We start from the raw sequence: 24,872 nt of genomic DNA, 5'->3' as shown, positions 1-24,872 counted from the left end.
CGCTCCCGCGGGTCAGGCCCCGGTCCAGGGCCTCCGCGGATCGCGGCCGACGCTCGCGAGCATGGCGGCCAGCACGCGCTCCTCGTCGAGCAGCGGTCGCACGTCGTCGCCCTGCGCGAACAGGCGCACCTGCCCGAGCGCCTGGTGCACGAGCATGTCGATCCCCGGGACCACGCGGCCGCCCGCGCGTTCCCAGGCGGCGGCGATGCCGGTCGGCCAGGGCGCGTACGTCACGTCGAGGAGGACGGTCGCCTCGGGCAGGGCCCCGGGCAGCGGCACGGCCGCGGCGGCGTCGCCCGGCAGGGTGCTGATCACGGTGTCGGCGTCGCGGAGCGCGCCCACCGCGGCGTCGAGCGGCACGACGCCGAGCGCGACGGCCAGCTCGTCGGCGAGCGGCGCGAGCTCCCGCCCCTGCTCCGGCCGCCGGGCCGCCACGACGACCTCGCGCGCGCCCATCCGGGCGAGCGCGACGACGGCCGAGCGCGCCGTGGATCCGGCGCCGAGCACGACCGCGCGCCCGCACCGCTCGACGCCGGCCATCCCGAACGCGCGGACGATGCCGGCGACGTCGGTGTTGGCGCCGCGACGGATGACGGCGCCCTCGCCGTCCCGCTCCACGAGCAGCGTGTTGGCCGCGCCCGCGAGCCGGGCGGTGTCGTCGAGCCGGTCGAGGAGCGGCAGCACGTCGCGCTTGAGCGGCATCGTCAGCGAGAGGCCGCGCCAGCCGGATCCGAGGCCCGCGACGAACGCGGGCAGCTCGGCCCCCGTGCACTCCACGGCCTCGTACGCCCAGTCGAGCCCGAGCAGGTCGTACGCCGCCCGGTGCAGGCGCGGCGACAGCGAGTGCGCGATGGGGCTGCCGAGGACCGCCAGCCGCACGGCCGGCGTCCGCGGATCAGCCATTGCCCGGGTTGTCCTTCATGAACTGCTGCCACTGCGCGACGGCCTTGAGGTGCTCCTCGTACGTCTGCGAGAAGACGGTGTCGCCCGTGATGGTGTTGACGGTGACGAAGTACAGCCACGGCCCGTCCGCGGGCGCGATGGCCGCCTTGATCGCCAGGTCGCCCGGGTTGGAGATGGGCCCGACGGGCAGGCCCGGGTGCACGTACGTGTTCCACGGGTTGTCGTCGGCGCGCTCGGCGTCGGTGGTGGTGACCCGTCCCACGGACTGCGCCCCGTACGCGACGGTCGCGTCGGACTGCAGCGGCATGCCGGCGTCGATGCGGTTCTGGAACACGCGCGACACCTTGTAGAAGTCGCCCTCGAAGCGCGCCTCCTTCTGGATCAGCGCCGCCATCGTGAGCACGCGGTGCCGGTCGCCGGCGGGGACGCCCGCCTGGTCGAGCGCCTGGAAGGTGCGGCCGACCATGGCCTTCACCATGTCCGTCGCGGACGTGCCGGGCGGGAAGTCGTAGGTCGCGGGGAAGAGGTAGCCCTCGATGTTCGGCGCCTCGGCCGGGATGCCGAGCGCGGCCCGGTCGGCGGTGGCCGCCTCCAGCTCGGCCACGGGCGTGCCCGTGCCCTCCGCGACGAGCTCGAACGCCTGCGCCACGGTCTGCCCCTCGGGGATGGTGACCTTGGCCTGGATCTGGCTGGCCGGATCCTGCAGCATCTGCAGCGCGGAGGCCGCGCTCATCTGCTTCCGCAGCGTGTACGTGCCCGGCTGGAAGACGACCTCGCTGCCCGAGCGGACCACGGCCTGGTAGAAGGCCTTCGACGTCTTCACGACGTCCTGCGCGGCGAGCGTGTCGCCGATCGTGCTGCCGGTGTCGCCCGTCTTGACGACCACCTGCACCTCGCCCGCGCCGTCGCCGTCGTAGTCGGTGGGCTCGGCGGGCGTGAGCAGCGCGCTCACCACGGGGCCGAACAGCGACGTGGCGATGACGCCCGCGCCGCCGAAGAGCACCACGAGCAGGACCACGACGTAGGGCCACTTGGGGTGGCGGCGCTTCGCCTTCGGGAGGACGGGCGGGGTCCGTCGGGGCGTCGATCCCCGGGCTCCGTCGCGCGCGTCGGAGCGGGACGGGGTGGACGCCGAGCGGGCGGGGGCGTCGGCGGAGGCCGCGACGCCGAGGGCTGCTGCGGAGGCGGACGAGGCGTCGCCCGCTGCGGAGGACGCCGAGGTCGACGCGGCGGCGGCGACATCCGGGCGGGGGCGGGCGTCCGCGCGGGGGCGGACGTCCGCGGCGGGACGCGCGGGGGCCGCCGACGCGGCAGGACGAGCCGAGGGCGCGGGAGCCGGAGCAGCAGGCGCCGCAGGCGGGACGTCGTCCGGGACGCGAGACTCCTGGCCCGAGCGCGCCTCGGCGGCCTCGCGGAGGGCGCGGAGCTCGCGACGCGTCATGGGCGCGCCCGTGCCGATGCCGGGTCCCGCACCCCGCGGAGCGTCGGCGGCAGGTGCGGGGCCGGATGCGGCGGCGGGGGCCGAGGGGCGGTCGGGTCCGGTGTCGGGAGCCGCGGCGACGTCGCCGAACAGGCTCTCGAAGGGGTCGCCGCCCGCGCCCGCGGCCGTCGTGGCGCGTCGGGCGGGATCGGTCTCAGGCGTGTCGGTCAGGATCGACTCGGTTCCTCGGGACGAGAGCACCGGGTGGGGAGCCGGCGGTGCGCTCGCTCTCGAGCGCATGTTGAAGGATTATAACGGCCGCTACCTGGTCGATCACGGGCTTCTGCTTACGGGAGCCTCTGCCCGAGGAGCGCAGCGCGCTCTGGGCGGACACCGTCGAGAGCCGCTCGTCGACGAGCCGGACCGGGATCGGGGAGGCGTCCGCGAGGCGCCGGGCGAAGCCCTCGGCGTCGTCCGTGGACGCCGTCGCGCGACCGGAGAGCGCGAGCGGCAGGCCCACGACGAGCTCCACGCAGTCGACCTCCGCGGCGACCTCCAGGATCCGCCGCACGTCCGCCGAGCCGCCCGCGTCGCGCGGGACGGTCTCGACGGGCGTCGCGATCAGGCCGTGCGGATCCGACCGGGCGAGCCCGATGCGCGCCTTCCCGACGTCGACCGCGAGACGCGCGCCGACCCGCATCAGGACGCGAGCGCCTGGCGGACGGCGGCCAGCGCGCCGGCGATGGCCGACACGTCGGACCCGCCGCCCTGGGCGAGGTCGTCCTTGCCGCCGCCGCCGCCGCCGAGCACCGCCGCCGCGGCGCGGGCGAGCTGGCCCGCCTTGGCGCCGGCGTCGCGCGCGGCCTGGTTGGTGGCGACGATGACGGTCGGCTTGCCGCCCGCGTCGCCCGCGAGGGCGACGACGACCGGCTCGGACCCCGCGCGCTCGCGCACGAGGGTCACGAGCTGCCGCACCTCGTCCGCCGAGCGGACCGCGCCGAGCGACTCCTGGATCAGCGTGACGGCGCCCACGCGCGCGCCCTGCTGCAGGAGCGCGGGCACGCGCTGCTGCAGCGCCTGCGCCTCGAAGTCGGCGATGCGCCGCTCCGCGGTCTTGAGGTTCTGCATGAGGTCGGCGATGCGGTCGGGCAGCTGCTCGCGCGGCGTCTTGAGGCTCGACGTGAGCTGCGACACGATGGCGCGCTCGACGGCGAGGTCCTGGAACGCCTCGCGGCCCACGAGCGACTCGATGCGGCGGTTGGTGGATCCGACGGACGACTCCCCGACGACGTTGATGAGCCCGATCTGCGCGCTGGAGGACACGTGCGTGCCCGCGCAGAGCTCGCGCGACCACGGGCCGCCGATGTCGACGACGCGCACGGTGTCGCCGTACTTCTCGCCGAACAGCGCCATGGCGCCGAGCTGCTTGGCCTCGTCGATCGGCATGACCCGTGTCACGACCTGCAGGTCGTCGCGCACGGCGCCGTTCGCGATGTCCTCGATCTCGCTGCGCGTCTCCGGGCTCAGCGCCTGGTTCCACGCGAAGTCGAGGCGCATGTAGCCGGCGCGGTTGTACGAGCCGGACTGGTGCGCGTCCTGGCCGAGCACCTGGCGGAGCGCGGCGTGCACGAGGTGCGTGCCGGAGTGCGCCTGGGTCGCTCCGCGGCGCCAGTCGGCGTCGACGACGGTCGTGGCGGCGTCGCCGACGCCCACCTCGCCCGAGCGGACCTGCACGCGGTGGCTGATGAGGCCCTTCACGGGCTTCTGGACGTCGAGCACCTCGAGGTCGAAGCCCTGGCCCACGATGCTGCCGGCGTCGGCCTCCTGCCCGCCGGACTCCGCGTAGAGGCTCGTCTCGGGGAGGATGACCTCGGCGATGTCGCCCGCGACCGCGTGGTCGACGCTGTGCCCGCCGACGATGAGGCCGAGGATCGTCGTGCCCGTCTCGAGCTCGTCGTACCCGGTGAAGCGCGTCTCGCCCGCCGCGCGGAACTCGCTGTAGACGGTGAGGTCGGCCAGCGCCGTCTTCTTGCTCTTGGCGTCGGCCTTGGCGCGCGTGCGCTGCTCCAGCATCAGCCGGTCGAAGGCCTCGCGGTCGACCGTGAGGCCGTTCTCCTCCGCCATCTCCAGCGTCAGGTCGATGGGGAAGCCGAACGTGTCGTGCAGCAGGAACGCGGTGTCGCCCGCGATCCGCTCGCCGCCCTTCGCCTTCGTCTCGCCGACGGCCACGTCGAGGATCGTGGTGCCGCCCGAGAGCGTGCGGAGGAACGTCTCCTCCTCGGCGTAGGCGAGGCGGGAGATGCGGTCGAAGTCGTCGGAGACCTCGGGGTACGCGGCCTTCATCGCGTCGCGCGACGCGGGGAACAGCTCGCCGAAGGTCGCCGCGTCGACGCCCATCAGGCGCATCGCGCGCACCGTGCGGCGCATGAGGCGACGCAGGATGTAGCCGCGCCCCTCGTTGGACGGGCGCACGCCGTCGGACATGAGCATGAGGGACGAGCGCACGTGGTCGGCGACGATGCGCATGCGCACGTCGTCCTCGTGGTCGGCGCCGTAGCGTCGGCCCGCGAGCTCGGCGGCGCGGTCGAGGACCGGGCGCACCTGGTCGATCTCGTACATGTTCTCGACGCCCTGCTTGAGGAAGGCGACGCGCTCGAGGCCCATGCCGGTGTCGATGTTCTTCTTCGGCAGGTCGCCGAGGATCTCGAAGTCGCTCTTGCTCGTGCCGACCCCGCGCAGGTACTGCATGAAGACGAGGTTCCAGATCTCCACGTAGCGGTCGTCGTCCGTGGCCGGGCCGCCGTCCGCGCCGTAGGCCGGGCCGCGGTCGAAGAAGATCTCGGAGCAGGGGCCCGCGGGGCCGGGCTGGCCGGTGTGCCAGTAGTTCGTGTCGCGGCCGAGGCCCTGGATCCGGTCGTCGGGCAGTCCCGCGATGCGCTTCCACGCCTGCCGGGCCTCGTCGTCCTCGTGGTAGACGGTGACCCAGAGGTCGTCGGGCGAGAAGCCCAGCCCGCCGTCGGCCTCGCTCGTGGTGAGCAGCTCCCACGCGTACGCGATGGCCTGCTCCTTGAAGTAGTCGCCGAAGGAGAAGTTGCCGTTCATCTGGAAGAACGTGCCGTGGCGGGGCGTGCGGCCGACCTCCTCGATGTCGAGGGTGCGGATGCACTTCTGGACGCTCGTGGCGCGCGGGAACGGCGCGGGCACGACGCCCGTGAGGTACGGCACGAACGGGACCATGCCGGCCACCGTGAAGAGCAGTGTGGGGTCGTCGCTCACGAGCGACGCCGACGGCACGACGGTGTGCCCCCGGTCGCCGAAGTAGGTCAGCCAGGCGTTGCGGATGTCTGCGGTCTGCATGCGGTTCTACTGCTTTCCCAGCTCGGTGATGGTGTCCTCGGCCTCGCCCACGGCGGAGCGGAGCTCGGCCTCGCGGCGGCGGTAGCCGTCCTCGACGGCCTCGCCGAAGCGGCGGGCGCGCGCGTCGACGTCCTGGAGGAGGCGGTGCCCGGCCGGCGTGCGGTCGACCACGTGGGCGACGGCGAAGCCGATGACGACCCCCACGGCGATGAGGACGAGGTTCTTCATGCTTCTCCCCTTCCGGGAGCTGCCCCCTGACGGAGGTGACGTGCGGTACGCGAGAGGCCTCGGGGGCCGAGGGCGATCCTACCGGCCGGGCCGCGGGCCTCCCGAAGCGGGCCGGCGCCCTGCCCCGGATACGCCGCGAGGCGGGCCGCCCGAAAGGGCGACCCGCCTCGCGGACGGTGGTGCGGTCGGGCTAGCGGGCCGCGTAGTACTCGACGACCAGCTGGACCTCGCAGGTCACGGGGACCTCGGCGCGCTTCGGCAGGCGCACGAGGCGGGCCTGCAGCTTGTCGAGCTCGACCTCGAGGTACGAGGGGAGCTTCGGCAGCACATCGGCGTGACCGCCGGCGGCGGCGACCTGGAAGGGCTCGGTGCCCTCGGAGCGCGGCTTGACGTGGATCATCTGGCCGGCCTTCACGCGGAAGGAGGGGCGGTCGACGATCTTGCCGTCGACCATGATGTGGCGGTGCACGACGAGCTGGCGGGCCTGCGCCGTGGTGCGCGCGAGGCCGGAGCGGACGACGAGCGCGTCGAGGCGCTGCTCGAGGATCTCGACGAGGTTCTCACCGGTCAGGCCCTGGGTGCGACGCGCCTCCTGGAAGGCGATCTTGAGCTGGGCCTCGCGGATGCCGTACTGGGCGCGCAGGCGCTGCTTCTCGCGGAGGCGGACCGCGTAGTCGCTGTCCTGCTTGCGCTTGGACCGGCCGTGCTCGCCCGGCGCGTAGGGGCGCTTCTCGAGGTACTTGGCCGCCTTCGGCGTGAGCGGGATGCCCAGCGCGCGGGAGAGGCGGGTCTTGCTGCGGGTGCGTGACTTGGTGGACACGTTTTCCTTCCAGGGAGAAAGTCTCTGACTACGGATGATGCAGGGCGTCCGCGCACACGCATGGGCGCGCGACGATCGAGACCGCTGATGCGGTTCCTGCGGAAGTAGAGGGATTCGCCACGGGTCGTCCGGCTACAGGACGTGTCCCTTGGATCTGGATGTCGACGCAGCCGCACGCGACACCCCATCTAGGCGTCAGCAAGCGTAGCACGCGATCGCGGCGATCCCGGGGCTGCGCCGCGCCGGGATCACCCGCCGCGGACGATGCGCCGCAGCTTCTCCAGCCGCGTCGAGAGGTCGCGCTCGTGCCCGTGCTGCGTCGGCGAGTAGTAGGTGCGGCCGACGAGCTCGTCGGGCAGGTACTGCTGCGTCACGACCCCGATGTCCGCGTCGTGCGGGTAGCGGTAGCCCTTGCCGTGGCCGAGCCGCTTCGCGCCCGGGTAGTGGGCGTCGCGGAGGTGCAGCGGCACGCGTCCGAAGGCGCCGGCGCGCACGTCGGCGATCGCCTGGTCGATGCCGAGGTAGGACGCGTTCGACTTGGGCGCGGTGGCGAGGTGCACGACGGCCTGGGCCAGCGGGATCCGCCCCTCGGGCATGCCGATGAGCTGCACGGCGTCCGCCGCGGCCACCGCGACGACGAGCGCCTGCGGGTCGGCGAGCCCGATGTCCTCGGAGGCCGAGACGATGATCCGCCGGGCGATGAAGCGCGGGTCCTCCCCCGCCTCGATCATGCGCGCCAGGTAGTGGAGGGCGGCGTCGACGTCGGATCCGCGGATCGACTTGATGAAGGCGCTGATGACGTCGTAGTGCTCGTCGCCGTTGCGGTCGTAGCGGAGCAGCGCCCGGTCGACCGCGAGGGCGACCTGCTCGGTGGAGATGGGGATGGGCGCGGGATCGGCGACGGGGGCGGCCTCGTCGCCGTCGCCGTCCTCGTCCCCCTCGTCGTCCTCGTCCGCCTCCGCCGCGCGCGCCCTGCCCGAGGCGTCCGCCTGCGCCGAGACGGCCGCCGCCTCGAGCGCCGTCAGCGCACGGCGGGCGTCGCCCGAGGCGAGCCGGATGATCATGGCGCGCGCGTCGTCGTCCAGCGCGAACCGCCCGCCGAGCCCCCGGGCGTCCGCCACGGCGCGGTCGACGAGCACCCCGAGGTCGTCGTCGTCGAGCTGCTCGAGCGTCAGCAGGAGGCTGCGGGAGAGGAGGGGCGAGATGACGGAGAAGGACGGGTTCTCCGTGGTGGCCGCGATGAGGATGACCCAGCCGTTCTCCACGCCCGGCAGCAGCGCGTCCTGCTGCGCCTTCGTGAAGCGGTGGATCTCGTCGAGGAAGAGCACGGTCGAGACGCCGAAGAGGTCGCGGTCGCTCAGCGCCTTCTCCATCACCTGGCGCACGTCGCGGACGCCCGCCGTCACCGCGGACAGCTCCACGAAGCGACGGCTGGATCCGTGCGCGATCGCCTGCGCGAGAGTCGTCTTGCCCGTGCCCGGCGGGCCCCACAGGATGATCGAGACCGAGCCCTGCTCCCCCGCCACGTCGGAGGCGAGGCTCACGAGCGGCGATCCCGGGGTCAGCAGGTGCCGCTGGCCGGTGACCTCGTCGAGGCTGCGGGGACGCATCCGGACGGCCAGGGGCGTGGCCCCCGAGCGGAGGCCCGGTCGCGTGTCGGTCATGATCTCGATGGTAGGCGCGACCGGCTAGGGTTCCCGTACCGCCGCCTCGGGCGGGACCGACCGTGAGGACGCCGTGGCCCCCAGGAACGACCGCGCAGCCCGCGAGGCGCAGGCCCGGCTCCGCCGCTACGCGGCCCGCCAGGAGCTGCACGCCCGCGCCGTCCGACGCCGTCGTCGCGACGACCTGGTGGCCGTCGTCGGCGTGATCCTCGTGGCCGCGCTCGCGGTCGGCGCGCAGCTCGCGTACGAGTCCGGACCCGGCGCCCCGGCCCCGACGCCGGCGCCGTCGTCCTCCCCCTCCTCGCCCGAACCGTCCCCGACGGGCCCCGCCGACCCCGCGCCGACGGACACGACCCCGGCCCCCTGACACGACAGCGCGTCCGGCGGGACGCCCGCGGCTGAGCCAGGCGGGTGATCGGGCCGAGCCGGCTCGGCCGTCCGGTCCTCACGAGCCCCTGCGAGGGCGGTCCGATCCGTGCCGGCGGACGCCAGCGCGGCCCGCGCTGGGGCATGATCGACAGGTCAGCCCGCCGCCGCCTGCGGCGAACCCGCGCGATGACCGTGCTCTAGGCTGACGTGCACGTCTCCGCACCGGTCCGTCCGGTCCTACGAACGAGGTGGAATCCGTGGTTGACAACGAGCAGACCCCCTGGGGCCGCGTCGACGAGACGGGCACCGTCTTCCTGCGCGAGGGCGACGGCGAACGCGCCGTCGGCCAGTACCCGGACGGCACCCCGGAGGAGGCGCTGGCCTACTTCCAGCGCAAGTTCACCGACCTCGCCGGCCAGGTCACGCTCCTGGAGCAGCGCGCCAAGCGCGGCGCCCCTGCGTCGGACGTGTCCAAGGCGGTCGCCCACCTCATCGAGGCCGTGGACGGCGCGAACGCCGTCGGCGACCTCGGCGCGCTCCGGGCGCGCCTCGACGTCCTCGCCGCCACCGTGGGCGAGCTCACCGAGAAGCAGGGCGAGGAGCAGCGGCAGGTGGTGCAGGGCGCGATCGCCGAGCGCACCGCCATCGTCGAGGAGACCGAGCGCCTCGCGAGCCAGGACTTCTCCAAGGTGCAGTGGAAGCAGCTGACCGCGGAGGTGGACGCCCTGTTCGGCCGCTGGCAGCAGCACCAGCAGACCGGCCCGCGCCTGCCGAAGAACGAGGCCAACGAGCTCTGGAAGCGCTTCCGCACGGCGCGCTCCACCATCGACACCGAGCGCAAGGCGTTCTTCGCCGAGCTCGACAACGCCCACAAGGACGCCCGCTCGAAGAAGCAGGCCATCGTCGAGCAGGCGCGCGCGCTCGAGCCCCAGGGCGTGGGCGGCATCCCCGCCTACCGCCGGCTCCTCGACGAGTGGAAGCTCGCGGGGCGGGCCGGCAAGCGCTACGACGACGCCCTCTGGGCGCAGTTCAAGGCCGCGGGCGACGTGCTCTACGGCGCCAAGGCCGAGGTCGACGCCGCGGACGACGAGGAGCAGCAGGCCAACCTGCAGGCCAAGCTCTCGCTGCTCGACGAGGCCGAGCCGATCCTGCAGATCACCGAGCGCACCGCCGCGCGCGACAAGCTCACCGCCGTGCAGCTCCGCTGGGACGCGATCGGGCGCGTGCCCCGTGACAGCGTCAAGACCGTCGAGGACCGGCTCCGCAAGGTCGAGACCCACGTCCGCACGCTCGACGAGGAGTTCTGGCGCAAGAACAACCCGGAGACGAAGGCGCGTTCCGAAGGCCTCGCCTCGCAGCTCGGCGCGGCCATCGACAAGCTGCAGCGCGAGCTCGACGCGGCCAAGGCCGACGGCGACGCCCGTCGGATCAAGGACGCCGAGGAGGCGCTCGCCGCCCGGCGCGTCTGGCTGGACGCGCTCGGCTCGTAGCCCGCGCCCCCTCCGCACCCCGACGACGGCCCGGGATCCTCCACAGGATCCCGGGCCGTCGTCCGTGCGGGAGAGGCCGGTGGCATGGTGCGCCCATGTCACCCCGCCTCGCCCCCGTCCTGTCCGTGCTCGACCTCCCCCTCGCCGAGCTGTGCTCCGCCCGTCTCGACGGCGAGGTGTACGAGGTCGACGCCTGCTACTCCCCCGTCGACGAGCTCGCGTCGCCGTGGCTGCGCGCCGCCGCGCTCGCGGCGCAGGTCCCCTCCCGCCTCATCGCGGAGCGGTCGACCGCGGCGTGGGTGCACGGCGCCGTGCGCACCCCGCCGCGCACGCACGAGTACTGCGTCGACACGGTCGCGCGCTGCCACCCGCCGGCGCTCCGGAACGTGCGCATCCGGGAGGTGGTGCTCGACGAGCGCGACACGGTCGTGCTGGCCGGCCTCCGCGTCACCACGCCGCTGCGCACGCTGTGCGACATCGCGCGCACGGTGGCCGACCTCACCCCGCGGCACGAGAGCGCCTGCCTCGGCCTCCTCGCGCTGCCCGGCGTCACGGTCGCCGCGGCCCGCGAGCACCTCGCGGACTGCGGCGCGCTGCCCGACAAGCGCCGGGCGCTCGCCCGGCTCGGCGCGCTCGCCCGTCGAGCCGACGCGGTCGACCCGGCGACCTCGGCGGACGGCGGGGGTCCGCCGGGTCCGCTCAGCCGCCGTTGACGCGGTAGACGTCGTAGACGGCGTCTATCCGCCGCACCGCGTTGAGCACGCGGTCGAGGTGGGTCACGTCACCCATCTCGAAGACGAACCGGCTGATCGCCAGACGGTTCGACGACGTGGACACGGAGGCGGAGAGGATGTTGACGTGGTGCTCGGAGAGCACGCGCGTCACGTCGCTGAGCAGGCCGGACCGGTCGAGCGCCTCCACCTGGATGTGGACGAGGAACAGGCTCTTGGACGACGGCGCCCACTCGACCTCGATCATGCGATCCGGTTCCGACCGCAGGGAGTCGACGTTGTGGCACGACGCCTGGTGCACCGAGACGCCGGCGCCTCGCGTGACGAATCCGATGATCGCGTCGCCCGGCACGGGCGTGCAGCACTTGGCGAGCTTCACCAGGATGTCCGGCGCCCCGCGCACCAGCACGCCCGAGTCGCTGTTGCGCGACACACGGGAGCGCTGGGTGACGGCGAAGACCTCCTCGGCTTCCCCGCCACTGTCGCCCTGGATGGACGACAGCACCTTCTCGATCACCGACTGGGTCGAGACGTGCCCCTCGCCGACGGCCGCGTACAGGGCGGCCACGTCGTCGTACTTCATGCTCTGGGCCACGTCCGAGAACGCGTCCTGGTTCATGAGCTTCTGGAGCGGGAGGTTCTGCTTGCGCATGGCGCGGGCGATGGCGTCCTTGCCCTGCTCGATCGCCTCCTCGCGGCGCTCCTTCGTGAACCACTGCTTGATCTTGTTCCGCGCGCGCGCGCTCTTGACGAACGCCAGCCAGTCCTTGCTGGGGCCGCTGTCGGGGTTCTTCGACGTGAACACCTCGACGACGTCTCCCGTGGTGAGCGGGTTCTCGAGCGGCACGAGGCGGCCGTTGACCTTCGCGCCCATGGTGCGGTGGCCGACGTCCGTGTGCACGGCGTAGGCGAAGTCGACGGGCGTGCCGCCGGCAGGGAGGCCGATGACCTTCCCGTGCGGCGTGAAGACGTAGACCTCCTTCGCGCCGATCTCGAAGCGCAGAGAGTCGAGGAACTCGCCGGGATCGGCCGTCTCCGACTGCCAGTCGGAGATGTGCGCGAGCCACGCGAGGTCGGTGTCGCCCTGCGGAGAGACCTCCGTCGTGCGCCCGCCGTTCATCCGCTCCTTGTACTTCCAGTGCGCGGCGACGCCGAACTCCGCGCGCTGGTGCATCTCGTGCGTACGGATCTGGATCTCGACCGGTCGTCCCTTCGGCCCGATGACCGTGGTGTGCAGCGACTGGTAGAGGTTGAACTTCGGGGTGGCGATGTAGTCCTTGAAGCGCCCGGGCACCGGCGTCCAGCGCGCGTGGATGGCCCCCAGCACGGCATAGCAGTCGCGGAGGGAGTCGACCAGGACGCGGATGCCCACGAGGTCGTAGATCTCGTCGAACTCGCGGCCGCGCACGACCATCTTCTGGTAGATCGAGTAGTACTGCTTGGGCCTGCCGGCGACCTTGCCGCGGATCCGGGCGGCGCGCAGGTCGTCGTTGACGCTGTCGATCACCTGCTGCACGAACTGCTCGCGCTGCGGCGTCCGCTGCTTCACGAGGTTCTCGATCTCGACGTAGATCTTCGGGTACAGCACGGCGAACGAGAGGTCCTCGAGCTCCCACTTGATGGTCGAGATGCCGAGGCGGTGCGCGAGCGGCGCGTAGATCTCGAGCGTCTCCTTGGCCTTCCGCTCGGCGGAGGCCGACTCGACGAAGCCCCATGTGCGCGCGTTGTGCAGGCGATCCGCGAGCTTGATGACGAGGACGCGGATGTCCTTCGACATGGCCACGACCATCTTCCGCACGGTCTCGGCCTGCGCGCTGTCGCCGTACTTGAGCTTGTCGAGCTTCGTGACCCCGTCGACGAGCATGGCGATCTCGTCGCCGAAGTCGTGCCGGAGCATGTCCAGCGTGTAGTCCGTGTCCTCCACCGTGTCGTGGAGCAGGGCGGCGGCCAGCGTCTTCGGTCCGATCCCGAGGTCCGCCAGGATCTGGGCCACCGCGACCGGGTGGGTGATGTACGGCTCGCCGCTCTTGCGCTTCTGACCCTCGTGCGCCCGCTCGGCGACCGCGTACGCGCGCTCGATGAGGCTCACGTCGGACTTGGGGTGGTGCAGCCGGGCGGTGCGGATGAGCTGCTCGACGGCCCCGGCGGGCTGCGCCCGGGAGAAGAGGCGGGGCACCAGGCGCCGGAGGGAAGCCGTGCTCGAGGTCGTCTCCGTCATCGTTCAGCCTCCCAGGCGTGTGCTGGAGACCAAATTATCACCGCGCCGGAACGCTCCCGACCACGCTGCCGTCGCACGGACCGCATGCGCGCATGCGCGCGCGGGGTGGCCGGTGAGGGGATCAGGCGACGCGGCCGGGCTCGCCGTCGTCCGTCACGAGGTCGCCGCCCATCTCGGACCAGGCGTGCATGCCGCCCGTGACGTTGGAGGCGGCGAAGCCGCCGCGGAGGAGGGCCTGCGTCGCGATCGACGAGCGGTGCCCGGATCGGCAGACGACGGCGATGTGCTGGTCCGTCGGGATCTCCCCCGCGCGGGCCTCGAGCTCGCCCATCGGGATGTGGTGGGCGACCGCGGAGTGGCCGGCCTCCCACTCGTCCTGCTCGCGGACGTCGAGGAGCCAGGACTCGCCGGTGGTCGTGCGGGCCTTGGCCGTCGCGGCGTCGAGGTCCTCGGGCACGCCTGCCCCCTGTGCGCTGGTCATGCCTCCACCGTAGCCGCGGCGCGCTCGGCCTGGGCGCGGCTCGCGGCTGCAGCGGCGAGGGCGTCGCCCCGCTTGACCTTCGGCTCGCCCTCGCGGAGGTGGGCGTAGAGCGGAGCCGCGATGAAGATCGTCGAGTAGGTGCCGACGATGATGCCGATGAAGAGCGACAGGGCGATGTCGCGGAGCGTGCCGGCGCCGAGCACCACGGCGCCGATGAAGAGGATCGAGCCGACCGGCAGGATGGCGACGACCGAGGTGTTGATGGAGCGCACCAGGGTCTGGTTCACCGCCAGGTTCACCGACTGCGCGAAGGTGCGGCGGGACTCCTGGCCGTCCTCCGAGGTGTTCTCGCGGATCTTGTCGAACACCACGACCGTGTCGTAGAGCGAGTAGCCGAGGATCGTCAGGAAGCCGATGACGGCGGCCGGCGTCACCTCGAAGCCCGTGATGCCGTAGATGCCGGCCGTGAGGACGAGGTCGTGCAGGAGCGCGATGATCGCCGCGACCGACATCTTCCACGTGCGGAAGTAGACCGACATGACGACGGCGGCGAGGGCGAGGAACACGACGAGGCCCCACAGCGCCTGGCGGGTGATGTCCTGGCCCCAGGACGGCCCGATGAAGGACTCGGTGACGCTGGACGTCTCGACGCCGTACGCGGTCGCGAGCGCCTGCCGGACGGCGGAGCTGTCGTCCGGCTGCAGCTGGTCGGTCTGGACGCGCACGCCGTCGCTGCCGACCGACGAGACCCGCGCGGGCACGGACGTCACGGTGGCGACCGCGTCGCTCGCGATGTCCTGCGACTGCGATTGCACGCCGCTCACCGTGTACTCGGATCCGCCCGTGAACTCGATGCCGAACGTGAAGCCGCCCCGCACCAGCGGGCCGAGGATCGAGATGAGGATGCAGACGGCCGCGATGCCGTACCAGAGGCGGCGGCGCCCGACGATGTCGAACGAGCGCTTGCCCGTGTAGAGGTCGTTGCCGAACTCGGAGAAGCCAGCCATCAGTCGTCCCTGCTCGTGTCGTCGGCCCGCGGCGCGTCGATCGTCGCGGTCTTCGTGGATCCGGGCGCCTGGCCCTGGGCCGCCTTGCGCTCGGCGATGGTCTGCCGGCGGGCGGCCTCCTTGGCCGCCGCGGCGCCGCGTCCGGAGGTGGCGGTCGGCGCGCGGAACGTGGCGCGTCCCCGGTAGACCGCGCCGAGCGCCCGCGGGTCGAGCCCGCTCATGCGGTGGCCCTCGGCGAAGAAGCGCCGGTTCGCGAGCAGCTGCAGGATCGGGTGCGTGAAGAGCGACACGACGATGAGGTCGATGATCGTGGTGAGCCCGAGGGTGAGGGCGAAGCCCTTCACGTTGCCCACCGCGAGGATGAACAGCACGGCGGCCGCGAGGAAGTTGACCGTGTCCGAGGCGATGATGGTGCGGAGCGCGCGCTTCCAGCCCTGCTCCACGGAGGAGACGAGTCCGCGCCCGTCGCGCAGCTCGTCCTTGATGCGCTCGAAGTACACGATGAACGAGTCCGCCGTGATGCCGATGGCCACGATGAGCCCCGCCACCCCGGCGAGCGACAGCCGGTACCCCTCCCGCCAACTGAGCAGGGTGATGAGCAGGTAGGTGATCACCGCGGCGATCACGAGCGAGGCGACGGTGACCATGCCGAGCGCCCGGTACTGCACGAGCGAGTACAGCACCACGAGCACGAGGCCGATGAGGCCGGCGATCAGGCCGCTCGTGAGCTGCGAGGAGCCGAGGGTGGCGGAGATCACGTCGGAGCTCTGCAGCGTGAAGCTGAGGGGCAGGGCGCCGAACTTGAGCTGGTCGGCCAGCGCCTTCGCGCTCTCCTGCGTGAAGTTGCCGGTGATGGAGGGCTTGCCGTTCGTGACGACGCCCTGCGTGACCGGCGCCGAGATGACCTCGTTGTCGAGCACGAACGCGAACTGGTTGCGCGGCGACTCGAGCGTGATGAGGCGGGTCGACATGTCGCCGAACTGCTTCGTGCCGTCGCCGTCGAAGACGAGGTTGACCGACCAGGTGCCGGTGCTCACGCCCTGGCTGGACTGCTGCAGGCCGCTCGTCGCGTCGGAGATGGTGCTGCCGTCGACCTCGACCGGGCCGAGCACGTACTTCGCGGCGCCGTCGTCGGCGCAGGCGATGATCGCGCGGTCGGCGGGGGCGGACTGCCCGTCGCTCTCCGGGGCGGTCGCGCAGTCGTACGCGGCGAACTGCGCCTGGAGGCGCGGCGTGATCCACGACACGTCGCTCGGGCCCGTGGGCTCGGCGGTGGGCTCGTCGGAGAGCGTCGCGGGGTCGGGCGTCGCGGCGGGGGCCGGGGTGGATCCGTCGGCGGGGGCCGCGCTGTCCGCGGGGGCGGATCCGTCGGTCGGGGCGGGCGTCGGCGTGGCGGCCGACGACGCGGTGCCCGGGGCGCCGACGAGCACGGGGCGCAGCTCGAGCTTCGCGGACGACTGCAGGCGCTGCATGGTGGCCGCGTCGGGCTCGCCGGGCAGGCTCACGACGATGTTGCTGCCGCCCTGCGTCGTGATCTCCGCCTCGGACACGCCGCTCGCGTCGACGCGCTGGCGGATGATCGACACCGCCTGGGCGAGCTGCTCGCTCGTGGGGCCGGACGACGCGCCGTCGAGCTGCGGCGCGAGGATGATCTGCGTGCCGCCCTCGAGGTCGAGCGCGAGCTTGGGGGCCCAGGATCCGTTGCTGAAAGCGACGCTGGCCGCGTTGCCGCCGGCCAGGAGGCCGATGATCACGAGGAGCCAGACGAGCTTGCGCCGGGCCTTGCGTACCGGTGTGGGCGACTTGGCCACCTGGACACTCGACTTTCTTCACGGGAGGCCCGCCGCGACGACGCGGTTCCCGGATGGAGGGTGGGAGCTGGCCCGGGCGCGTTCCGGCCCGGGTGCGGCGGGCGGCCCGGAGGGCGCCCGCCGGGTGGATCAGGAGCGCGCGGTCGGCGCGTCGCCGTCGTCGAGGCGGCGGGTGGAGTCCGGCGTGCCGGTCTCGTCCACGACGTCAGCGGCCGGGGCGTCGTCCACGAGCACGGACGCGTCGTCGGCGACCGGGGTGGTCGGCTCGACCACGCGCGCGATCGTCTGGCGGTGCAGCTTCAACACGGTGCCGGGCGAGACCTCGAGGTACGCGAGGTTGTTCTCCTCGTCGAAGGACACGAGCGTGCCGTAGACGCCGGAGGCCGTCATGACCTCGGCTCCGGGGACCATCTGGGTCTGCAGCTCGGCGAGGTCCTTCTGGCGCTTCCGGCTGTTGCGGAACATGAAGAAGATGAGCAGCGCCAGGACGGCGAACATGATCAGGGTGAACGGGTCCATGCGGGACGGGCCTTTCAGGAGCTGGGGTGTGACGGACACGACGAACCGGCGACGTTCCGCGGGAGGCCAGCTTGAATCATATGGCATCGCCGAAGAGGGCCTCTGCGGCTCCCCCCGGGCCCGGCGTCCGTCCCGGAGCGCCCGGCGCGGCCGGTGCCTCGAGCCCGAAGTGCCGCCAGGCGGCGGGCGTCGCCACCCGCCCGCGCGGCGTGCGCGTCACGAGCCCGATGCGCACGAGGAACGGCTCGACGACCGACTCGATCGTCTCCGCCTCCTCCCCCACCGACACCGCGAGGGTGTTGAGCCCGACGGGACCGCCGCCGAAGCGCGTGAGGATGCCGCGCATCACGGCGCGGTCGAGGCGGTCGAGGCCGAGCGGATCCACGTCGTAGAGGTCGAGCGCGGCGCGCACGGACGCGAGGCCCGCCTCGGTGCCGTGCACGAGCGCGTAGTCGCGCACGCGGCGGAGCAGCCGGTTCGCGATGCGGGGCGTCCCGCGGCAGCGGCCGGCGATCTCCGCCACGGCCTCGTGCTCGATCTCGAGGTGCAGCATGCCGGCGGCGCGTTGGATGACCTGCTCGAGCTCGTGCGTCTCGTAGAACTCGAGGTGCGCGGTGAAGCCGAAGCGGTCGCGCAGGGGGCTCGGCAGCATGCCGGAGCGCGTGGTGGCGCCGACGAGCGTGAAGGGCGACAGCTCGAGCGGGATGGAGGTGGCGCCCGCGCCCTTGCCGACCATGATGTCGATGCGGAAGTCCTCCATCGCGAGGTACAGCATCTCCTCGGCCGAGCGCGCCATGCGGTGGATCTCGTCGACGAAGAGGATCTCGCCCGGCACCAGCGCCGAGAGCACGGCGGCGAGGTCGCCCGCGTGCTGGATCGCCGGACCGCTCGTGAGGCGCAGCGGTCGGCGGCTCTCCTCGGCCACGATCATCGCGAGCGTGGTCTTGCCGAGCCCGGGAGGACCCGCGAGCAGGATGTGGTCGGGCGAGCGGTTCTGCATCGCCGCGGCCGTGAGCAGCAGCTCGAGCTGCCCGCGGACCTTCACCTGCCCGACGAACTCGGAGAGGGAGCGCGGACGCAGGGCCCCCTCGAACGCCAGCTCCGCATCGGACTCGGGGACGGGGCTCGAGGCGTCGCCGTGCGCGAGGCCCGTCACCGGCCGGCCGCCTGGCCGGCCGCGGAGGCGCCCGCGGGCTGCTGCGGCCCGAGCATCCCGAGCGCGACGCGGAGGAGGCGGGGCATGTCGGCGGGTGCGCCCTGCTCGGCCGCGGCGGCGGCCGCGTCGTCGACCGCGGTGCGGGCCACGCGCTCCGACCAGCCGAGGCCGATGAGGGCCGTGACGACGTCGGCCGTGACGCTGGAGGCCGCGGATGCCGCGGTGCGCGCGCGCGGTCGCGTGACGACGAGCTTGCCGGCGAGCTGCAGCACGATGAGCTTCGCGGTCTTCGGCCCGATGCCGGAGACGCGGCGGAACGCGGCGTCGTCCTCGGCGGCGACGGCCTCGGCCATGGCCTCCGGATCCAGGTGCTCGAGCACCGCGAGGGCCGACTTCGGCCCGACGCCCGTGACGCCGCAGAGGAGCTCGAAGGCGCGCAGCTCGTCGGGGCCGGGGAAGCCGAAGAGGGTGAGCGAGTCCTCGCGGACCACGAGGGACGTGAGGACGGTGGCCTCGGATCCGTGCCGCAGGTCGAGCGCGTGCCGCGGCGTCACCGAGACGCCGTAGCCGACCCCGTGCACCTCCAGCAGGAGGGTCTGACCGGAGACGGAGAGCACGGTGCCGCGGAGGGAGGAGATCACGCCCACAACCCTACGAGCTAGCGCCGACCCCGCTGCGCACGCTCGGCCGCGAGCCACGCGGCCTGCGCCGCCGTGGGCCCTGCGGCGACGGGAGCTCCCGCGACCGTCGTCCGCACGGCGGGCGCCGGCGTCCCGGCGATCCCCGCGCGGGACATGCCCGCCCGCCAGCCGGCGCAGATCGCGAGCGCCAGCGCGTCCGACGCGTCCGCGGGCGTCGGCAGCTCGTCGAGCCCGAGGATCCGCGCGACCATCGTCGCGACCTGCCTCTTGTCGGCCTGGCCGTAGCCCGTGACGGCGGCCTTCACCTCGCTCGGCGTGTGCATGGCGACGTCGAGCCCGCGGCGGGCGGCGCCCACGAGCGCCACGCCCGTGATCTGCGCGACACCCATCACGGTCGAGAGGTTGTCCTGCGCGAACACGCGCTCGATGGCGACGACCTGCGGCCGGTGGCGGTCGACGAGCTCCTCGATGCCGTCGCCGACCGCGAGCAGCCGGTGGTGCAGCTCGTCCGTCGGACTGGTCCGCACGACCTGCACGTCGACGATCCGGGCGGAGCGGTCGGCGAAGACGTCGACCACCCCGACGCCGCAGCGCGTCAGGCCGGGGTCGATCCCGAGGATCCGCACGGACGGGCCGGTGCCGCCCGTGCCGCTCCCCCGCGCCCCGGCGATGAGGCCCTACTCCTCGTCGTCGTCGTCCAGCGCGGCCTGCACGTCGGCGGGCACGTCGCTGTTGACGTAGATGTTCTGCACGTCGTCCAGGTCCTCCATGGCGTCGATGAGCTTGTTGACCTTGCGCGCGGTCTCGAGGTCGACCTCGACCTTCACCTGCGGCACGAACTCGACGTCGGCGGAGTCGTAGTCGATGCCCGCCTGCTGCAGCGCCTCGCGGACCGCGACCATGTCGCTCGGCTCGCACTGGATCTCGAACACCTCGCCGTGGTCGGTGACCTCCTCGGCACCCGCGTCGAGGACCGCCGCGAGGACGTCGTCCTCGGTCGGGGTCTCCGCGTGCGGCACCGCGAGCACGCCCTTGCGGTGGAAGTTGTAGGCCACGCTGCCCGGGTCGGCCATGGTGCCGCCGTTGCGGCTCATGGCGGTACGGACCTCGGCGGCCGCGCGGTTCTTGTTGTCCGTGAGGCACTCGACGAGCATCGCGACGCCGTTGGCGGCGTAGCCCTCGTACATGATCGTCTGGTAGTCGACGACCTCGCCGAGCAGGCCCGCGCCGCGCTTGACGGCGCGGTCGATGTTGTCATTGGGGACGCTGGTCTTCTTGGCCTTCTGCACCGCGTCGACGAGGGTCGGGTTGCCGGACATGTCGGCGCCGCCGATCTTGGCCGCGACCTCGATGTTCTTGATCAGCTTCGCGAACGACTTGGCGCGACGCGAGTCGATGATCGCCTTCTTGTGCTTCGTGGTCGCCCACTTGGAATGTCCGGACACGGGTGGTTCTCCTAACGCGGCGTCTGCTCGCTGTCAATGATGGACCATCGGGCGGCCCCGCCGAGGGGCCGGCAGGTCAGAGGGTGCGGCCCGCCTCCTGGACCATGTCGAGGAAGAGGCGGTGGAAGCGGAGGTCGCCCGTGACCTCCGGGTGGAACGAGGTGCCGAGGAGCGCGCCCTGGCGGACGGCGACGACGCGGCCGTCGTCGAGCGCGGCGAGCGGCGACGCGGCCGGGCCGACGGACGCGACCACGGGTGCGCGGATGAAGACCGCGTGCACGGGCGGATCGCCCAGCGCGGGCACGTCGAGGTCGACCTCGAACGACGCCGTCTGGGACCCGAAGGCGTTCCGCCGCACGGAGACGTCGAGGCCGCCGATGCTGCGCTGCCCCTGGATCGCGTCGACGATCTCGTCGGCCAGCATGATGAGCCCCGCGCACGTGCCGTAGACCGGGAGCCCGTCGTCGATGGCGGCGCGCAGCGGCCCCGCGACGCCGAACTGGCGCGACAGCTTGTCCATGACCGTGGACTCGCCGCCCGGGATCACGAGGCCGGAGAGACCGGGCAGGTCCTTCGGCTGGCGGACGAGGCGCGTCCGGGCGCCGAAGCCCTCGAGCACGTGGACGTGCTCGCGGACGTCCCCCTGCAGCGCGAGGACGCCGACGACCGGTCCGTCGCCGTGCTGGCCCGCGGTGCTACCAGCCACGCTCGGCGAGGCGGTGCGGGGCGGGGACGTCGGCGACGTTGATCCCGACCATGGCCTCGCCCAGCCCGCGCGACGCCTGGGCGATCGCGTCGGGGTCCTGGTAGAGCGCCGTCGCCGTGACGACGGCCTTGGCGCGCGCGACCGGGTTGCCGGACTTGAAGATGCCGGATCCGACGAACACGCCGTCGGCCCCGAGCTGCATCATCATCGCGGCGTCCGCCGGGGTGGCCACGCCGCCCGCGGTGAACAGCACGACGGGCAGCTGGCCCGTCCTCGCGACCTCGAGCACCAGGTCGTACGGCGCCTGGAGCTCCTTCGCCGCGACGTAGATCTCGTCGTGCGTGAGGGCGCTGAGCGCGCGGATCTCGGACTTGATGGTGCGGATGTGCTTGGTGGCCTCGGACACGTCGCCCGTGCCGGCCTCGCCCTTGGAGCGGATCATGGCCGCGCCCTCGGTGATGCGGCGGAGCGCCTCGCCGAGCGTCGTGGCGCCGCAGACGAAGGGGACGGTGAAGCCCCACTTGTCGATGTGGTTCACGTAGTCGGCCGGGCTCAGCACCTCGGACTCGTCGATGTAGTCGACCTCGAGGGACTGCAGCACCTGCGCCTCGACGAAGTGGCCGATGCGGGCCTTCGCCATGACGGGGATGGAGACCTCGGCCTTGATCTGGTCGATGAGGTCGGGGTCGCTCATGCGGGCGACGCCGCCCTGCGAGCGGATGTCCGCGGGGACGCGCTCGAGCGCCATGACGGCGACCGCTCCCGCGTCCTCCGCGATGCGCGCCTGCTCGGCGTTGACGACGTCCATGATGACGCCGCCCTTGAGCATCTCCGCGAGTCCGCGCTTGACGCGGCTCGAGCCGACCTGTCCGGGGGTGTTGGTGTCAGTCATTGTGGTCCCTATCCTATTCGCCCGCGGGGGCGGGCCAGGCTGCTGCGATGGATGCGCGGACGTCGCCCAGCAGCTGCGGCAGCGCCTTGGTCTTGGCGATGATCGGCAGGAAGTTCGCGTCCTGCCCCCACCGCGGCACGATGTGCTGGTGCAGGTGCTCGGCGATGCCGGCGCCCGCGACCTGCCCCTGGTTCATGCCGATGTTGTAGCCGTCGTTCCGCGACACCTCGCGCACGACCCGCATGGCGGTCTGCGTGAGGGACCCGATCTCGGCGACCTCCTCCGGGCTCGCGAGATCGTAGGTCGCGATGTGGCGGTACGGGCAGACGAGCAGGTGCCCGCTGTTGTAGGGGAAGAGGTTCAGCAGCACGAAGGCGTGCTCGCCGCGCGCCACGATGAGCGCGTCCTCGTCCGACATCGACGGCGCGATGCAGAACGGGCACTCGTCGCGGTCCGGCTGCTGCCCCTTCTGGATGTAGACCATGCGGTGCGGGGTCCACAGGCGCTGGAACTCGTCCGGCACGCCCGCGAGGTGGCCGGGGTCGTCGACGCGCGTCGCGCCCCCGTCGTCCTCTCCCCCGGACTCGTGGTCCGACAGGGTCAGACGGGCCATGCGGTCACCACCTGCTCGCGACGCGCGATGGCGCCCGTGATGCGCTCGACGGCCTCGTCCACGGGCACGCCGTTCACCTGCGTGCCGTCGCGGAAGCGGAAGCTCACGGATCCGGCCGCGCGGTCGTCCTCGCCGGCGATGAGCTGGTACGGCACGCGGAGCTTGGTGTGCGTGCGGATCTTCTTCGGCATGCGGTCGTCCGAGGTGTCGAGCTGCGTGCGCACGCCCGCCGCGCGGAGCCGGTCGAGGACGCCGCCGAGGTACTCCTCGTAGTCCTCGGCCACGGGGATGCCGACGACCTGCACGGGCGACAGCCACACCGGGAACGCGCCCGCGTAGTGCTCGGTCAGCACGCCGAAGAAGCGCTCGATGGATCCGAACAGCGCGCGGTGGATCATCACCGGCTGCTTGCGCGTGCCGTCGTTCGCCGTGTACTCGAGGCCGAAGCGCTCCGGCAGGTTGAAGTCGAGCTGGATGGTGGACATCTGCCAGGTGCGGCCGATGGCGTCGCGCGCCTGCACCGAGATCTTGGGGCCGTAGAACGCGGCGCCCGCGGGATCCGGCACGAGCTCGAGGCCCGTGTCGACAGCCACCTGGCGGAGCGTCTCCGTGGCCTCCTCCCACACCTCGTCGGACCCGACGAACTTCTCCGGGTCCTTCGTGGACAGCTCGAGGTAGAAGTCGTCGAGGCCGTAGTCGCGCAGCAGCGAGAGGACGAACTCGAGCGTCCCCTTCAGCTCGTCGGCCATGCGCTCGCGCGTCGTGAAGATGTGGGCGTCGTCCTGCGTCATGCCGCGCACGCGGGTGAGGCCGTGGATCACGCCCGACTTCTCGTTGCGGTACACCGTGCCGAACTCGAACAGGCGCAGCGGCAGCTCGCGGTAGGAGCGCTGGCGCGACCGGTAGATGAGCACGTGCATCGGGCAGTTCATGGGCTTGAGGTAGTAGTCCGCGCCCTGGCGCGTGATCTCCCCCTCGGCGTTCCGCGCCTCGTCCAGGTGCATCGCGGGGAACATGCCGTCCTTGTAGAAGTCGAGGTGGCCGCTCGTCTCGAACAGGTTCGACTTCGTGATGTGGGGCGAGTAGACGAACTCGTAGCCGCCGTCCTCGTGCCGGCGGCGCGAGTAGTCCTCCATCTCCCGGCGGATGATGCCGCCCTTGGGGTGGAAGACCGCGAGGCCCGAGCCGATCTCGTCCGGGAAGGAGAACAGGTCGAGCTCGGCGCCGAGGCGGCGGTGGTCGCGCTTGAGCGCCTCCTCGATGCGGCCCTGGTACGCGCGCAGCTCGTCCTTGGTGGGCCACGCCGTGCCGTAGATGCGCTGCAGCTGCGGGTTCTTCTCGGATCCGCGCCAGTAGGCCGCGGCGACGCGCGAGAGCGCCCAGCCGTTGCCGACCATGCGCGTGCTCGGCAGGTGGGGGCCGCGGCAGAGGTCGCGCCAGAAGACTTCGCCGGTCTTGCCGTCGACGTTCTCGTAGACCGTGAGCTCGGCGCCGCCGACCTCGACGGACTCGCCGTCCTCGCCCAGCTCCTCGGTGGATCCGCCCTTGAGGCCGATGAGCTCGAGCTTGTACGGCTCGTCGGCCATGAGCTCGCGCGCCTCCTCCTCGGAGACCACGCGGCGGGTGAACCGCTGCCCCTGGCGGATGATGCGCTCCATGTTCTTGGAGATGGCCTTGAGGTCCTCGGGCGTGAAGGGCTCGGCGACGTCGAAGTCGAAGTAGAAGCCGTCGGTGACGGGCGGGCCGATGCCGAGCTTCGCCTCCGGGTTGATCTGCTGCACGGCCTGGGCCATCACGTGCGCGGCCGAGTGGCGGAGGATCGCGAGTCCGTCGGGCGAGTCGATGCGGACGGGCTCGACCAGGTCGCCGGGGGCGACGTCCGCCGCGAGGTCCTTGAGCTCGCCGCCGATGCGCATGGCGACGACGGCGCGGTCGCTGAAGAGGGTGAACCCCGTGCCCGCCTCCGTCGCCTCGACCGGCGCGGTCGTCTCCGCGGGCGCGGCCTCGTCGTGGATCTCGGGCTGGGCGGCGTCTACCACTGCGGGCTCCTTGCGGGACGGGGACGGAACCGATCCAGACTACCGGCGCGCGACAGGGCCTCCTCGACGGGAGGCGTGCGGATCCGACCCGGGAGCGGATCGACGGGACGCGCGCTGCCTCAGGGGGAAAAGCAGAAGGCCCCGGTCTCCCGGGGCCTTCTGGGTGGTGAGCGATACTGGGATCGAACCAGCGACCTCTTCCGTGTCAGGGAAGCGCGCTACCGCTGCGCCAATCGCTCATGCACTTGCTCGAGGTGGGGACGGGATTTGAACCCGCGTGGACGGCTTTGCAGGCCGCTGCCTCGCCTCTCGGCCACCCCACCACCGGTGGTTCCCACCTTGTGAAAGGGACCCCCTTCGGG

At 72.5% G+C, this 24,872-nt stretch carries 23 protein-coding genes and 2 tRNA genes; 3 read left to right on the top strand and 22 right to left on the bottom strand.

Going from position 1 to position 24,872, the window contains the following annotated elements:
- Window positions 1-12 precede the first annotated feature (12 nt).
- From ACMT9T_RS00945 to ACMT9T_RS00915, 7 genes are all read right to left on the bottom strand, one after another.
- Window positions 13-903, bottom strand: a complete 891-nt coding sequence (locus ACMT9T_RS00945) for a shikimate dehydrogenase (RefSeq protein WP_414743837.1) — start codon at window positions 901-903, stop codon at window positions 13-15.
- A complete protein-coding gene (gene mltG / locus ACMT9T_RS00940) occupies window positions 896-2,623 on the bottom strand; it encodes an endolytic transglycosylase MltG (RefSeq protein WP_414743836.1) in 1,728 nt (575 codons plus the stop codon). Before mltG ends, ACMT9T_RS00945 begins: the two co-directional genes overlap by 8 nt.
- Complete coding sequence (gene ruvX, locus ACMT9T_RS00935) at window positions 2,538-3,023, bottom strand: Holliday junction resolvase RuvX (RefSeq protein ID WP_414743835.1); 486 nt, start codon at window positions 3,021-3,023, stop codon at window positions 2,538-2,540. The genes mltG and ruvX overlap by 86 nt, the downstream gene beginning before the upstream one ends.
- Window positions 3,023-5,680: an alanine--tRNA ligase gene (alaS, locus tag ACMT9T_RS00930; RefSeq protein WP_414743834.1), complete on the bottom strand. Its 2,658-nt coding sequence runs from the start codon at window positions 5,678-5,680 to the stop codon at window positions 3,023-3,025. The genes ruvX and alaS overlap by 1 nt, the downstream gene beginning before the upstream one ends.
- A gap of 6 nt (window positions 5,681-5,686) precedes the next feature.
- Complete coding sequence (locus tag ACMT9T_RS00925; RefSeq protein ID WP_116055597.1) at window positions 5,687-5,908, bottom strand: hypothetical protein; 222 nt, start codon at window positions 5,906-5,908, stop codon at window positions 5,687-5,689.
- A gap of 190 nt (window positions 5,909-6,098) precedes the next feature.
- Window positions 6,099-6,728, bottom strand: a complete 630-nt coding sequence (gene rpsD / locus ACMT9T_RS00920; RefSeq protein WP_012038492.1) for a 30S ribosomal protein S4 — start codon at window positions 6,726-6,728, stop codon at window positions 6,099-6,101.
- 248 nt (window positions 6,729-6,976) lie between these two features.
- Entirely contained in the window at window positions 6,977-8,392 is a 1,416-nt protein-coding gene (locus ACMT9T_RS00915; protein WP_414743833.1) for a replication-associated recombination protein A, read from the bottom strand.
- Between the two features lie 73 nt (window positions 8,393-8,465).
- Between ACMT9T_RS00915 and ACMT9T_RS00910 the strand changes: the two genes are divergently transcribed.
- From ACMT9T_RS00910 to ACMT9T_RS00900, 3 genes are all read left to right on the top strand, one after another.
- Window positions 8,466-8,759, top strand: a complete 294-nt coding sequence (locus ACMT9T_RS00910; protein ID WP_414743832.1) for a dioxygenase — start codon at window positions 8,466-8,468, stop codon at window positions 8,757-8,759.
- Window positions 8,760-9,018: 259 nt separating this feature from the next.
- On the top strand, window positions 9,019-10,251 hold the full coding sequence (locus ACMT9T_RS00905; RefSeq protein WP_414743831.1) for a DUF349 domain-containing protein: 1,233 nt from the start codon (window positions 9,019-9,021) through the stop codon (window positions 10,249-10,251).
- A gap of 95 nt (window positions 10,252-10,346) precedes the next feature.
- Window positions 10,347-10,964, top strand: a complete 618-nt coding sequence (locus ACMT9T_RS00900; protein WP_414743830.1) for a type IV toxin-antitoxin system AbiEi family antitoxin — start codon at window positions 10,347-10,349, stop codon at window positions 10,962-10,964.
- On the opposite strand, the gene ACMT9T_RS00895 is transcribed toward ACMT9T_RS00900, so the two are convergent.
- The 15 genes from ACMT9T_RS00895 to ACMT9T_RS00825 all read right to left on the bottom strand — a co-directional run bounded on the left by ACMT9T_RS00895 (window position 10,951) and on the right by ACMT9T_RS00825 (window position 24,833).
- Window positions 10,951-13,200: a RelA/SpoT family protein gene (locus ACMT9T_RS00895; RefSeq protein ID WP_043669726.1), complete on the bottom strand. Its 2,250-nt coding sequence runs from the start codon at window positions 13,198-13,200 to the stop codon at window positions 10,951-10,953. The genes ACMT9T_RS00900 and ACMT9T_RS00895 overlap by 14 nt on opposite strands.
- 121 nt (window positions 13,201-13,321) lie before the next feature.
- Window positions 13,322-13,681 carry a rhodanese-like domain-containing protein gene (locus ACMT9T_RS00890; protein ID WP_414743829.1) on the bottom strand — a complete coding sequence of 120 codons (360 nt, stop codon included), beginning with the start codon at window positions 13,679-13,681 and terminating at the stop codon, window positions 13,322-13,324.
- The gene (secF, locus tag ACMT9T_RS00885) at window positions 13,678-14,688 is read right to left on the bottom strand and encodes a protein translocase subunit SecF (RefSeq protein WP_414743828.1); all 1,011 of its coding nucleotides are present in this window, start codon (window positions 14,686-14,688) and stop codon (window positions 13,678-13,680) included. The genes ACMT9T_RS00890 and secF overlap by 4 nt, the downstream gene beginning before the upstream one ends.
- A complete protein-coding gene (gene secD, locus ACMT9T_RS00880) occupies window positions 14,688-16,499 on the bottom strand; it encodes a protein translocase subunit SecD (protein WP_414743827.1) in 1,812 nt (603 codons plus the stop codon). The genes secF and secD overlap by 1 nt, the downstream gene beginning before the upstream one ends.
- Before the next feature lie 129 nt (window positions 16,500-16,628).
- Complete coding sequence (gene yajC / locus ACMT9T_RS00875) at window positions 16,629-17,018, bottom strand: preprotein translocase subunit YajC (protein WP_414743826.1); 390 nt, start codon at window positions 17,016-17,018, stop codon at window positions 16,629-16,631.
- A 76-nt stretch (window positions 17,019-17,094) separates the two neighbouring features.
- Window positions 17,095-18,174 (bottom strand): Holliday junction branch migration DNA helicase RuvB, encoded by a 1,080-nt coding sequence (ruvB, locus tag ACMT9T_RS00870; RefSeq protein WP_414743825.1) that lies wholly within the window; start codon window positions 18,172-18,174, stop codon window positions 17,095-17,097.
- Window positions 18,171-18,815 carry a Holliday junction branch migration protein RuvA gene (gene ruvA / locus ACMT9T_RS00865; protein WP_414743824.1) on the bottom strand — a complete coding sequence of 215 codons (645 nt, stop codon included), beginning with the start codon at window positions 18,813-18,815 and terminating at the stop codon, window positions 18,171-18,173. Before ruvA ends, ruvB begins: the two co-directional genes overlap by 4 nt.
- A gap of 17 nt (window positions 18,816-18,832) precedes the next feature.
- On the bottom strand, window positions 18,833-19,441 hold the full coding sequence (gene ruvC, locus ACMT9T_RS00860; RefSeq protein ID WP_414743823.1) for a crossover junction endodeoxyribonuclease RuvC: 609 nt from the start codon (window positions 19,439-19,441) through the stop codon (window positions 18,833-18,835).
- A 51-nt stretch (window positions 19,442-19,492) separates the two neighbouring features.
- Complete coding sequence (locus ACMT9T_RS00855; protein WP_414743822.1) at window positions 19,493-20,260, bottom strand: YebC/PmpR family DNA-binding transcriptional regulator; 768 nt, start codon at window positions 20,258-20,260, stop codon at window positions 19,493-19,495.
- Window positions 20,261-20,336: 76 nt separating this feature from the next.
- The gene (gene pdxT, locus ACMT9T_RS00850; protein WP_414743821.1) at window positions 20,337-20,966 is read right to left on the bottom strand and encodes a pyridoxal 5'-phosphate synthase glutaminase subunit PdxT; all 630 of its coding nucleotides are present in this window, start codon (window positions 20,964-20,966) and stop codon (window positions 20,337-20,339) included.
- Entirely contained in the window at window positions 20,956-21,858 is a 903-nt protein-coding gene (pdxS, locus tag ACMT9T_RS00845; RefSeq protein ID WP_116055610.1) for a pyridoxal 5'-phosphate synthase lyase subunit PdxS, read from the bottom strand. The genes pdxT and pdxS overlap by 11 nt, the downstream gene beginning before the upstream one ends.
- A 13-nt stretch (window positions 21,859-21,871) precedes the next feature.
- The gene (locus ACMT9T_RS00840; protein WP_414743820.1) at window positions 21,872-22,471 is read right to left on the bottom strand and encodes an HIT family protein; all 600 of its coding nucleotides are present in this window, start codon (window positions 22,469-22,471) and stop codon (window positions 21,872-21,874) included.
- Window positions 22,459-24,510: a threonine--tRNA ligase gene (thrS, locus tag ACMT9T_RS00835; protein ID WP_414743819.1), complete on the bottom strand. Its 2,052-nt coding sequence runs from the start codon at window positions 24,508-24,510 to the stop codon at window positions 22,459-22,461. The genes ACMT9T_RS00840 and thrS overlap by 13 nt, the downstream gene beginning before the upstream one ends.
- Window positions 24,511-24,674: 164 nt before the next feature.
- Window positions 24,675-24,749, bottom strand: a tRNA-Val gene (locus ACMT9T_RS00830).
- Between the two features lie 13 nt (window positions 24,750-24,762).
- Window positions 24,763-24,833, bottom strand: a tRNA-Cys gene (locus tag ACMT9T_RS00825).
- Between the last annotated feature and the right edge of the window lie 39 nt (window positions 24,834-24,872).

The organism is Clavibacter vidaverae (genome assembly GCF_047529985.1).
Lineage (GTDB): Bacteria > Actinomycetota > Actinomycetes > Actinomycetales > Microbacteriaceae > Clavibacter > Clavibacter nebraskensis_A.
The sequence above is the reverse complement of the archived record's forward strand: the minus strand, read 5'-3'. Positions and strand labels throughout refer to the sequence as shown.